The organism is Shewanella sp. 10N.261.52.F9, assembly GCF_041471165.1.
GTDB classification, from domain to species: Bacteria; Pseudomonadota; Gammaproteobacteria; order Enterobacterales; family Shewanellaceae; genus Shewanella; species Shewanella marinintestina.
In genome coordinates, this window is sequence record NZ_JBFRNX010000029.1 from 39,106 (window position 1) to 49,820 (window position 10,715).

The 10,715-nt window shown below is 42.3% G+C and carries 11 protein-coding genes; 2 read left to right on the forward strand and 9 right to left on the reverse strand.

The annotated features are described in order from the left end of the window. Positions 1-106: 106 nt before the first annotated feature. The 6 genes from AB4298_RS18805 to AB4298_RS18830 form a co-directional block, all read right to left on the reverse strand. A complete protein-coding gene (locus tag AB4298_RS18805) occupies positions 107-1,150 on the reverse strand; it encodes a GMP reductase (protein ID WP_371987900.1) in 1,044 nt (347 codons plus the stop codon). Positions 1,151-1,447: 297 nt separating this feature from the next. Continuing rightward, positions 1,448-1,723: a hypothetical protein gene (locus tag AB4298_RS18810; RefSeq protein WP_371987901.1), complete on the reverse strand. Its 276-nt coding sequence runs from the start codon at positions 1,721-1,723 to the stop codon at positions 1,448-1,450. A gap of 273 nt (positions 1,724-1,996) precedes the next feature. After that, entirely contained in the window at positions 1,997-2,746 is a 750-nt protein-coding gene (gene pstB, locus AB4298_RS18815) for a phosphate ABC transporter ATP-binding protein PstB (protein WP_371987902.1), read from the reverse strand. A gap of 10 nt (positions 2,747-2,756) precedes the next feature. Beyond that, positions 2,757-3,608 carry a phosphate ABC transporter permease PstA gene (gene pstA / locus AB4298_RS18820; RefSeq protein WP_220782122.1) on the reverse strand — a complete coding sequence of 284 codons (852 nt, stop codon included), beginning with the start codon at positions 3,606-3,608 and terminating at the stop codon, positions 2,757-2,759. Then, on the reverse strand, positions 3,608-4,513 hold the full coding sequence (gene pstC / locus AB4298_RS18825) for a phosphate ABC transporter permease subunit PstC (protein WP_371987904.1): 906 nt from the start codon (positions 4,511-4,513) through the stop codon (positions 3,608-3,610). Before pstC ends, pstA begins: the two co-directional genes overlap by 1 nt. A 72-nt stretch (positions 4,514-4,585) precedes the next feature. Then, positions 4,586-5,395 (reverse strand): phosphate ABC transporter substrate-binding protein, encoded by an 810-nt coding sequence (locus AB4298_RS18830; protein WP_220782120.1) that lies wholly within the window; start codon positions 5,393-5,395, stop codon positions 4,586-4,588. A 553-nt stretch (positions 5,396-5,948) separates the two neighbouring features. Between AB4298_RS18830 and AB4298_RS18835 the strand changes: the two genes are divergently transcribed. Continuing rightward, on the forward strand, positions 5,949-7,145 hold the full coding sequence (locus tag AB4298_RS18835) for a potassium/proton antiporter (RefSeq protein ID WP_371987905.1): 1,197 nt from the start codon (positions 5,949-5,951) through the stop codon (positions 7,143-7,145). Here the strand turns inward: AB4298_RS18835 and AB4298_RS18840 are convergent. The 3 genes from AB4298_RS18840 to AB4298_RS18850 all read right to left on the reverse strand — a co-directional run bounded on the left by AB4298_RS18840 (position 7,142) and on the right by AB4298_RS18850 (position 8,898). Then, complete coding sequence (locus tag AB4298_RS18840; protein WP_371987907.1) at positions 7,142-7,339, reverse strand: DUF2061 domain-containing protein; 198 nt, start codon at positions 7,337-7,339, stop codon at positions 7,142-7,144. The genes AB4298_RS18835 and AB4298_RS18840 overlap by 4 nt on opposite strands. 176 nt (positions 7,340-7,515) lie before the next feature. Continuing rightward, positions 7,516-8,418 carry a 1,4-dihydroxy-2-naphthoyl-CoA synthase gene (locus AB4298_RS18845; RefSeq protein WP_371987908.1) on the reverse strand — a complete coding sequence of 301 codons (903 nt, stop codon included), beginning with the start codon at positions 8,416-8,418 and terminating at the stop codon, positions 7,516-7,518. Between the two features lie 129 nt (positions 8,419-8,547). Then, positions 8,548-8,898 carry a hypothetical protein gene (locus AB4298_RS18850; protein WP_371987909.1) on the reverse strand — a complete coding sequence of 117 codons (351 nt, stop codon included), beginning with the start codon at positions 8,896-8,898 and terminating at the stop codon, positions 8,548-8,550. Between the two features lie 88 nt (positions 8,899-8,986). Between AB4298_RS18850 and ccoG the strand changes: the two genes are divergently transcribed. Then, positions 8,987-10,408, forward strand: a complete 1,422-nt coding sequence (ccoG, locus tag AB4298_RS18855) for a cytochrome c oxidase accessory protein CcoG (RefSeq protein WP_249000609.1) — start codon at positions 8,987-8,989, stop codon at positions 10,406-10,408. The last annotated feature ends 307 nt before the right edge of the window (positions 10,409-10,715 follow it).

Below are 10,715 nucleotides of genomic sequence, written 5' to 3' on the forward strand. Positions count from 1 at the left end.
GCCATTTTTATTTATATTACTAAATGGATTATATAAATAACCAATGTAACTACACTTAATTAACTCATAAATCTCATCGAGTTATAAATTAATTAGAGTTAAATATTTACTCTTTACCGTAAACGTTATTTTCTTGCTCTTGAACACGAATAAACGTCGTACGCTTAGTTAATTCTTTTAGCGACGCAGCACCCACATAAGTACAAGTCGAACGTACACCACCCATGATGTCGTTAATGGTGTTATCCACGCTACCTTTAAACGGCAGTAATACCGTCTTACCTTCTGCGGCGCGGTACTTAGCTACGCCACCTGAGTGCTTATCCATTGCTGACTGTGACGACATACCGTAGAACTTAACCATGGTTTTACCGTCTTGCTCAATGACTTCTCCGCCGCTCTCTTCGTGGCCAGCTAACATGCCGCCAAGCATGACAAAATCAGCTCCGCCGCCAAAGGCTTTAGCAACGTCACCAGCACAGCTACAACCACCGTCACCGATGATTTGACCGCCAAGGCCATGGGCTGCGTCAGCACACTCGATAATGGCTGAAAGTTGTGGGTAGCCTACGCCTGTTTTTACGCGGGTAGTACATACAGAACCAGGGCCAATGCCGACTTTTACGATATCTGCACCAGCAATAATCAGTTCTTCAACCATGTCGCCAGTGACTACGTTACCTGCACTAATCACTTTCATCGGGTGTGCTTGTCTGACTTTGCGAACGTAATCAACTAGGTGTTCAGAGTAGCCATTAGCAATATCGATACAGATAAAGTTAAGGTCGTCAGAAAGGGCTAAAATTTCGCTTAACTTAACAAAGTCAGTGTCAGAAGTACCGCTAGACACCATAACGTGCTGCAGTACGTCAGCTGTTTGGCTCGATACAAATTCACTCCATTGTTCGACACTGTAGTGCTTGTGTACGGCTGTCATTACATTGTGTTTTGCCAAGCTACTAGCCATTTCAAAGCTAGCGACTGAATCCATGTTAGCGGCAATAATCGGTACACCAGTCCATGTTTTACCACTGTGTTTAAAGGTAAATTGGCGATTTAAATCGACTTGAGAACGACTCTTTAACGTTGAACGCTTAGGTCTAATTAATACATCTTTAAAGCCTAACTTTAGATCTTGTTCAATACGCATGATTTATTCCTCACATGGATTTTGCGCGCAGCAAAACCGCCGATAAAAATGTTTTTATCGGGCATTAAATTAATTCCTGAGCTTATTTCAGGCACAAAAAAACCGGAGCGTTTTGGGGCGCTCCGGTTTTAGGCATTATAGGAACAGATTTTTTATAAGCAAGTTCTTAAAATAGAATAGACATTCCTTAAAATAGGAAGGTTAATTATTTGTTGGTGTTAAGTTTTTTATTAAAAAAATATTAACACCAATAATTGCTTAAATAATGCTTATATTTATGAAAACTATATTTATTAGTTACTTCTCTGATGCGCCTTTCTCTTTAGAGAGTTTTATATCAAAGTTATCTAGTAGTAGGAGTGTATCTGCAATGGCTGATTTCAGTTTAGCCGCTGGGGGAGAGCTGAGTTTTTTAGCTTGCTTTAACGATTCGCGGCGAGTGACAAACTCTAGCATGGTCTCTAGGTTTTCAGGACAGTCAATATCAATGGGGGGCAGTTTCTTTGCCGATGCATTGTTATAGATTTCAAACTCTTTTACTAAGTGTGCTTGAGCTTCTCTAATTCTTTCCATATAGGCGCGCCTCTTTATTCACTAAACCTATTATCCGAAGCTATCTTAATTATGCGGCTTTAACAAGTTGACTTGGTTAAGTTAACGCTTTTAGGCTAGCTATTTATTGTTATCTGCTACTTTCCTATTAGGTTCGGCAGAGTTTAGTCTTTGAAAAAGATTGGTTTTTATGTTTTCAATAGGTGAAAATATACCTATTTAAGTATAGCGCAGTTAACAAAAAACGCGCTTACCAAGTGGTAAGTGCGTTTCTAGTGGACTTAGCTGCAAAGGTTAACCAAATTCACCACTTACATAACCTCGGGTGCGCTGGTCGACAGGTTTGTTGAAGATCTGCGTCGTTTCGCCATGTTCAACCAATTCACCCATCCAGAAAAATGCGGTTTTATCTGAGATACGCTTAGCTTGGTTCATAGAGTGAGTCACAATAACAATAGTGAACTGTTTACGTAGTTCATCCATCAGAGCCTCAATTTTATGGGTCGCAATAGGGTCGAGTGCGCTGGTGGGCTCGTCCATTAAAATGACTTCCGGCTTCATTGCTATGGTGCGCGCAATGCAAAGGCGTTGCTGCTGGCCGCCCGATAATCCAAATGCTGGAGTATTAAGTCTTTCTTTTACTTCATCCCACAGAGCTGCGCTACGCAATGATTCTTCCACTGCTGCATCGAGGACCTGTTTATCTTTAATACCTTGGGCTTTTAAACCAAAGGCAACGTTCTCATAGATGCTCATAGGGAAAGGATTTGGCTTTTGAAACACCATACCTACGCGCATTCTTAGATGCTTTACGTCGACATCTTGATAGATGTTGTTACCTTCAAACATCACGTCGCCATTGATCTTCACTCCTGACACTAAATCATTCATACGATTCAATGTGCGTAATAACGTTGACTTGCCACAGCCAGATGGACCAATCAGCGCCGTTACTTGGCGAGCTGGAATGCTTAAGCAGATATCTTTTAGCGCATGGTTGTCGCCGTAAAATAGGTTTAAGTTGTTCACTTCTAGCTTATTCATGGAGATAACCTTACTTAGATGATTTATTTAAACGTGAGGCAATCACTTTGGTTGCCATGTTTAATACAAGTACTAATACAATGAGTACTGTTGCGGTTGCGTAAGCTTGATCCCATTCGTGTTGGGTAAACAGCTCTTGGGTAAGTTTGTATAGATGTACAGTTAGCGTGCGGCCAGATTCTAGTACTGATTCAGGGATTTGAGTAACCATGCCTGCTGTTAAGAATACTGGTGCTGATTCGCCAATTACGCGGCCAGTGCTTAAGATAATTGAGGTCACAATGCCTGGCAGAGCACTAGGTAGGACTAAGCGACAGATGGTATAGATTTTAGAGCTACCTAATGCGTAACCGCCTTCTCTATAGCTCATAGGTACAGATAGTAAGGCTTCTTCTGTTGTGCGAATTATCACTGGCAAGATAAGCATTGCTAGTGTTAGCGCGCCAGATAGAATTGAAAAGCCTAAACCTAAAGTGGTGACAAAGAACGTCATACCAAACAGGCCGTAAACAATAGAAGGAATGCCTGCGAGTGACTCGGTGCAAAAACGGATAACTTTAACCACTTGGCTGCCAGGGGCTGCGTATTCAGTCAGGTAAATCGCCGTCATAATGCCGATTGGTGCGGCAAAGGCGAGCGATAAGCCCACCATATACACGGTCGAGACTATCATTGCCCAAATACCCGATGCTTCACCTATGCGGGTATAAGCGCCAGTAATAAACTCCCAGCTTACATGGGCTAGGCCGTTACTTAAGATGTGCCATACCACCCAAAGTAAAAATAGTAGAGTGGTTGCTGCTGCGCCCCATATGGCGGCGAGTAGCAATTTATCTTGATTATCTCGTGAAAGTTTTAGCATTAGTGAGCTCGCTTTCTATTTAGATAAAGTAGTGAACCGTTAAGGATGACAATAAAGGCGAGTAGCACAATGCCTGTAGAGTAAAGCGCGCTTGCATGAATCCCGGTAGCGTATGACATCTCCATCGCAATATTGGCAGTTAGGGTTCTAGCGGGTTCTAATATTGACCCTGGCATAGCTGGGGCGTTGCCCATCACCATAATAATCGCCATGGTCTCGCCCACCGCTCGGGCTACACCAAGTGCGATACCTGTGTATATGCCGCTTCTTGCTGCAGGAATAAGCACTTTAAAGATGCTGTAAATGTGTGAAGCACCTAAAGCCAGTGCACCTTCTTTATATGTTGGTGGCAATGCTCTAAGAGAGGTTTCTGAAATAGTAATCACTGTTGGTAAAATCATTATGGCAAGCACGATGATTCCAGCCAATATGGTGTTACCTGCGGGGATGTTAAATAGGGTTTCAATGGCTGGAACGATAATGACTAGACCAAAAAAACCATAAACTACAGACGGAATGCCGGCGAGTAGTTCAACCGCTGGACGAATGATATTAGCCAGCCAGTTTGGAGCCAGTTCAGCAAGAAACACAGCAGTAAGGATCGCGATAGGCATACCAATGATGACCGCACCAGCTGTTGAAATTAATGATGCCACCATCATAGGTAGTAGGCCGAATAATGCAGGCGGTAACCAGTCTTTACCTAATAGCATTTCTGACACACCCGCTTCTTTAAAGGCGGGTAGACCTTCACTAAAAACAAACCATCCAATGGTCGCAACTGAAAGTACTCCCACCATGGCGCTACATAAGAAAAGTAGATGAAAACTCATCTCTTTCCAGTCATAGGACTTAGCGGGGGCAAGTTGCAATCCTTGAGGTTGGGCTTTACTGGCTGTCGTCATGATTTACCTATACATCTATTTAAAACTGAATTAATCGATACAGAGGAACCGCAGTTCCTCTGTATCTTTGACTTAATTAATACGGATATAACCTTCTTCAGCAACAATGTTCTGCCCATCTTCAGAGAGGATGTATTCAATGAAGCTATTGGCGTTATCTGGTGCATTTTTATCAATCAACACAATAAATGGACGCGCAATTTGGTAGTCGCCAGTGGCGATGTTGGCATCTGTCGCCTCGACACCGTTTACATCAATAGCGCGTAAGCTATTATCGACACTGCCTAAAGAGATATAACCAATGGCATAAGGGTTGTTTGCGACGATGGTCTTGATCATACCGTTGCCATTACCCACCTGAGCGGTTGGTGAGATAGCGGTAACCTTGTGACCGTTGATGGTGCGTTGTAGTTTCATGATTTCTTCAAATGCACCGCGAGTGCCAGAACCATTTTCACGAGTGACCACTACGATAGGGCGAGCTTCGCCACCTACTTCGCTCCAGTTTTTAATCTCACCGCGGTAAATCTTAGAGATCTGCTCTTGGGTTAGGTTTTTTACTGGGTTGGCATTGTTTACTGCTGCGGCAATACCGTCACGAGCGATAACAATCTCTTTGGTGTCGCTATTTAACTCATTGTCTTTTACGTTACGTGATGACATACCAATCATGCTGGTGCCATCTTTGGCAGCTCTGATCCCGGCTGATGAGCCAGTACTTTGCACTTCAACACTGGTTTGAGTGTTGTTTTGATAATTCTCTGCTAGCACTTCCATTACGTGGGCCACAGATGTTGAACCTGATACTGTTACTGTGCTTGCCTGAGCAAGTGGTGCTGTCATTAGACCTACTGCAGTTAACAAGCCAAATACTTTTTTCATTACGATTTCCACTCTTATTGTTTGGTCGCTTAGATACGAGTTATTTACAAAACCAAGTTAGTGCCTCACTGGAGGCAAGCGCATTAAGACAGAGTTATATGACAGTTATGTGACTACTAATCTGAGTGACTCCCATAGAGAAGCTGACTAATTGTTTATTAGTTTTCTCTGTTTTAATCGAGCTAATGGTTTTTTGTTACATGAACAAAATTTCAGGTAGAAATTATTAACTGATATGGGATGTTGTCGGAGTGAGCTACAGCAGGGATTTACAGGGGAGTCTTGCGATATAGAGTATGTCGAGCAGAGTCTAAGTTCACTTCGGATTAAGCTAAATTTAACAATCGGCGAGGCTAAATATGTTATGTTTCGGTTATTAGAACGCAGGATAAATTTATTATTAAACTTTTATGACAATATGTGTTTGCCACATATTTGTACTAATCATCAGTAACAATAATAGATGTATTCAAACAAATCTCGTTTTATTACGGCTATCCTCAATGCGTAAGCATGACTTAATCTTACTTAAATACTAAATAAAGGTGCTTTTATGACGACTGAAATGGTCATGATTGGTATGTCTATTCTGGTCTTAGTTGGCATTTTGCTGCACCACCCTTCCCGGACCTTAGGTATCCCCTCGTTACTGATCTTTATGGGGGTAGGACTCATGCTGGGTAATGGTGAGTTTAACTTCGTCTATGATGATTTAGATAAAACCGCATGGATAGGTGGGTTAGCGCTAAACATGATTGTGTTTGTCGGCGGTATTAATACTTCAACCGATAAAATTAAAGTCGCTTATAAAGAAGGTGGTGTGCTGGCTTCATTTGGAGTGTTGTTTACCACGCTGTTTTTTGCCGTCATTCTATATTGGTTGTTGGACTTTAATTTTGTTACCTGTCTTTTATTTGCAGCCATTGTTTCATCAACTGATGCTGCCGCTGTTTTTTCAATTCTGGAATCTAAAAAGCTTAAGCTAAAAGAGCAAACCGATACCGTATTAGAGTTTGAATCGGCTACTAACGACCCAGTGGCGATGTTATTAGTGATCTTCTTAACCGATATGGCGCTTTCCAGCAGTAAGAGTGTGGTGCCTGCTGAAATAGCTATCGAATTAGTGACCCAAATTGGTGTGGCTATGGTAGTCGGTTGGTTGGTGGCTAAAGCAGCCGTATCACTACTTAATCGCATTCACCTGTCTGAGTTTGGTCTTATTCCGGTATTTGTTTTAGCCAGCTTTGTCGTGGCTACGTATGGTGCTGAAATGCTTGGCGGTAATATTTTATTGGCGTCTTATATTGCCGGTGTGGTGATAGGTAACGGTATTAAGCGAGGCCAAGCTGTTAATCAGCACTTCTTTAATAGCTTATCTTGGTTGGCTCAAGCTTTGATGTTTATTGTGCTCGGTTTGCAAATTTTCCCACAATCGTTAGCTGCCGTATTTGTCAGTTCATTAGTTCCGGCGCTATTACTGATGCTGGTGGCTAGGCCGTTGGCAGTACAGCTGTGTTATCTGCCATTTACTAAAGCCAGCTGGAAGAAGCGTCTATTTATCTCTGCGATTGGATTAAAAGGCGCAACACCTATTGTGTTTGCACTGATCCCTGCCGCCGCTGGCGTACCTGGCTCGCTGGATATTGTGCATATGGTGTTCTTTATTGTCTTGTTCTCGGTATTTATCCAAGGCGGGGCAATTGCTCCACTGGCGAATAAACTCGGCTTAAATAACCAAGACAAACATTAAGCCGATACAGGCTGCATGGCATTTTTAGATTCAATGCCTTTCCATACTTTTTCATGGAAGTAGAATACAACAGTATTAACTGCGGGTTCGATTAAGGCCACTGCACCACCAATAACAACGCTTCCGGTTAATAGGTAAGTAATAGTGAAAGCTACGCTAAAGTGCAAAATGGCAAAGGTCATGGTCTTAATCATAATAAGTGCTCCTATTTAAGTTGCTTTAAATGATAATGGTTATCATTTGCAATTAAAAGAGGCTTATATAGATTAGTTTGATAGGATTTGTAGATTGGAAATAAGCTTTGGTTATAAACCCATCAATATACTCAACGTATTGATGGGTTTACATTAACTAGCAGACTAACTGTAAATTAGTAATGCCAAGGGAATGAAGAGAAGTCTTGGTCGCGCTTTTCTAAGAAAGCATCACGGCCTTCGCGAGCTTCTTCAGTACCATAAGCCAAGCGCGTTGCTTCACCTGCAAATAACTGCTGCCCAACAAGACCATCATCCGGCAAGTTAAAGCCATACTTCAACATACGCATTGCCGTAGGTGACTTAGAGTTAATTTCTTTAGCCCACTTTAATGCTTCAACCTCTAATTCTTGATGCGGGATAGCGCGGTTAACCATGCCCATTTCAAAGGCTTCTTCGGCTGTGTAGTTAAAACCTAAGAAGAAGATTTCACGCGCGCGTTTCTGACCAATCATCTTCGCTAAGTATGCGCTGCCGTAGCCAGAATCAAAGCTGCCTACATCTGGATCTGTTTGCTTAAATACCGCGTGTTCTTTTGACGCAAGGGTTAAATCACAAACCACATGTAAACTATGGCCACCGCCTACTGCCCAGCCCGGAACCACTGCAATAACTACTTTTGGCATAAAGCGGATTAAGCGTTGTACTTCTAAGATATGTAAACGTCCCATACGCGCAACATCGGGGGTACCTTCTTCTGCACCTTCATATTTGTAGCCATCTTTGCCACGAATACGTTGGTCACCGCCAGCGCTGAAAGACCATTGGCCTTTAGCTGAAGGGCCATTACCTGTTAATAGCACACAACCAACATCTGACCATTGGCGTGCATGGTCAAGCGCTGTATATAGCTCATCAACAGTTTTAGGGCGAAATGAGTTTAAGCAATCAGGACGACTAATTGCGATACGCACAGTGCCCTGATCTTTGGCTCTGTGGTAGGTAACATCTTCAAAATTAAATCCAGGAACTACATCCCATAATTCGGGATCAAAAATGTCAGATACTTGTTGTGTCATGAGCCTATAGCCTTTTACTTGGTTGAAATACCGTAATAGCTAAAGGCTAGGCTGAATCAGATCTCAGGTCAATCTAGTTTATAGTTGAATCCACTAACTGAGATCTGCTGCATTATATAGAAAGCAATATTAAAGCTGATCGCAGATATAAGTTTGGTTATCTTTGCTAAAGACAGAGTGCTTCTGAGCATGACTGCCACAAAAGTCTTGTTTAAACTCACTTAATGTTTGTTTTGATTGGCTGATGGCTTGCAGTGCTTGATTCTCGGTTGCTGAGAGTCGGTCGGCAATATCGCTCTTTAGTATATCGAGCGTATGGTCTACGCGCTGGATTTGGGTGCCCGTCATACTATCAAGTTTGTTCTCGGCTTGTTGAAATATCCCCTCTACTTCAGCAATTGGTTCATCCAAAGTATCCGTTTCGGTATAAAGGTAGTAAAGAATGCCACCGATTATCGCTAATATGATCCAGCCCTTCATCTTTTAGTCCTATCTAGGTGAATAACTTGTAGTATAAGCGTTATAATAAGCTAGTTTTCTAGCAATATTAAAGCTGTAAGGCTGCAAAATGAACGCAGAACAAAATAAAAAAGACTTCTCCAAAGCTGAAAGAATCAAAATCCATCAACCCGATGCTAATAAAGCAGACCGCTTTAATCCGCGTAATCGTATCTATGTAAGAGCGGTTGAAGGCCTGTGGAGCACATTGCGCCGACGCATAGGTTGGATAGCCATGTTGTTCTTTTTGGTTCTGCCGTGGATCCCTTGGGGCGACCGTCAAGCCGTTTGGTTTAATCTTGCTGAACAAAAATTCCATGTCTTTGGCTTAACTATCTGGCCGCAGGATTTAACCTTACTCGCCGCACTATTAATGATTGCAGCCTTTGGCTTATTCTTTATTACCACTTATTTAGGACGAGTGTGGTGTGGTTATACTTGTCCGCAAACTGTGTGGACCTTTATCTTCATTTGGTTTGAAGAGAAGTTAGAAGGGGCCCGCAACAAGCGTATTAAGCTGGACCAAATGCCATGGAGCTTTAATAAACTGTGGCGAAAAACAGCTAAGCATGGTGCGTGGCTATTGGTTTCTTTGCTAACAGCAATGACCTTTGTTTCCTATTTTGTACCAACCAGTGAAGTATATATAGATGTATTCACACTTAATGCGAGTGGTGCTATCTACTTTTGGGTTATCTTTTTTACCTTTGCTACTTACGGTAATGCAGGTTGGATGCGAGAGATCATGTGTATCCACATGTGCCCTTATGCTCGCTTTCAAGCAGCAATGTTCGATAAGAATACATATATAGTGGGATATGACACAAAGCGTGGCGAAACTCGTGGCCCACGCTCACGTAAAGCAGACCCAAAAGCAATGGGGCTAGGTGACTGTATTGATTGCGACCTATGTGTACAGGTTTGCCCTACAGGTATAGATATCCGTAATGGTTTGCAGTACGAGTGTATTAACTGCGGCGCTTGTATCGATGCATGCGATACAACCATGACACGAATGGGGTATGAAAAAGGTCTAATTAGCTACACCACAGAAAACAAACTCGAAGGGATTAAAGAAAAAGTACTTAGGCCTAAGCTGGTGGGCTACGGCGTGGTCCTTTCGGTGATGATCCTCATCTTTATCTATGCTACTGCGACAATAGCGCCAATCCGTATCGATATCATTCGCGATCGTAACCAACTATATAGAGAAACCGATGCAGGTTTGATTGAGAACACCTTCACTCTGAAGATCCTCAATAAGACCGACAACACCCATCTATATAATATGAGTGTTGAAGGTTTGCCTAATTATGACTGGATAGGACCGCAGCAAGTCAGTATTAAGGCTGGTGAGGTACTAACCTTACCAATAAGTATTGCTGTAGACCCTGTTGACCTCTCAAGAACCATGACTCACATTAATTTTGAGGTCGAAACAGATGATGGTTTGATAGAAGCTAAGCAAGAGTCGCGCTTCTTTGGTAATTAGGTTTAGCGATAAACGGTTTAAAAAGGGGCTTCTAGCCCCTTTTTTGTACGTATCGTTTGATAACCATTCGTTTGATTCGAAAAAGCTAATTTTATTGAAAACAGCCCTTGCGCTACTCTGAGATATCCCTATAATGCGCATCCACTGACACGGCACAGCAGGCCACCTACCAAGCGTTAAGCTAGATAGAATGGGACTTGCAGCAGAGTTAGAGAGATTAACTTCTTCGGAATTAACCTCAGGTGACAATCGCTTTAAGAGCTTCGGGTTTTGACTTCTGATTAAGAAATCATCGCTTGAAAAACTT

Excerpts from the sequence above, each read along its gene's own strand:
- AB4298_RS18805 (WP_371987900.1), bottom strand. The coding sequence starts at position 1,150 with ATGCGTATTGAACAAGATCTAAAGTTAGGCTTTAAAGATGTATTAATT.
- AB4298_RS18810 (WP_371987901.1), bottom strand. The coding sequence starts at position 1,723 with ATGGAAAGAATTAGAGAAGCTCAAGCACACTTAGTAAAAGAGTTTGAA.
- pstB (WP_371987902.1), bottom strand. The coding sequence starts at position 2,746 with ATGAATAAGCTAGAAGTGAACAACTTAAACCTATTTTACGGCGACAAC.
- pstA (WP_220782122.1), bottom strand. The coding sequence starts at position 3,608 with ATGCTAAAACTTTCACGAGATAATCAAGATAAATTGCTACTCGCCGCC.
- pstC (WP_371987904.1), bottom strand. The coding sequence starts at position 4,513 with ATGACGACAGCCAGTAAAGCCCAACCTCAAGGATTGCAACTTGCCCCC.
- AB4298_RS18830 (WP_220782120.1), bottom strand. The coding sequence starts at position 5,395 with ATGAAAAAAGTATTTGGCTTGTTAACTGCAGTAGGTCTAATGACAGCA.
- AB4298_RS18835 (WP_371987905.1), top strand. The coding sequence starts at position 5,949 with ATGACGACTGAAATGGTCATGATTGGTATGTCTATTCTGGTCTTAGTT.
- AB4298_RS18840 (WP_371987907.1), bottom strand. The coding sequence starts at position 7,339 with ATGATTAAGACCATGACCTTTGCCATTTTGCACTTTAGCGTAGCTTTC.
- AB4298_RS18845 (WP_371987908.1), bottom strand. The coding sequence starts at position 8,418 with ATGACACAACAAGTATCTGACATTTTTGATCCCGAATTATGGGATGTA.
- AB4298_RS18850 (WP_371987909.1), bottom strand. The coding sequence starts at position 8,898 with ATGAAGGGCTGGATCATATTAGCGATAATCGGTGGCATTCTTTACTAC.
- ccoG (WP_249000609.1), top strand. The coding sequence starts at position 8,987 with ATGAACGCAGAACAAAATAAAAAAGACTTCTCCAAAGCTGAAAGAATC.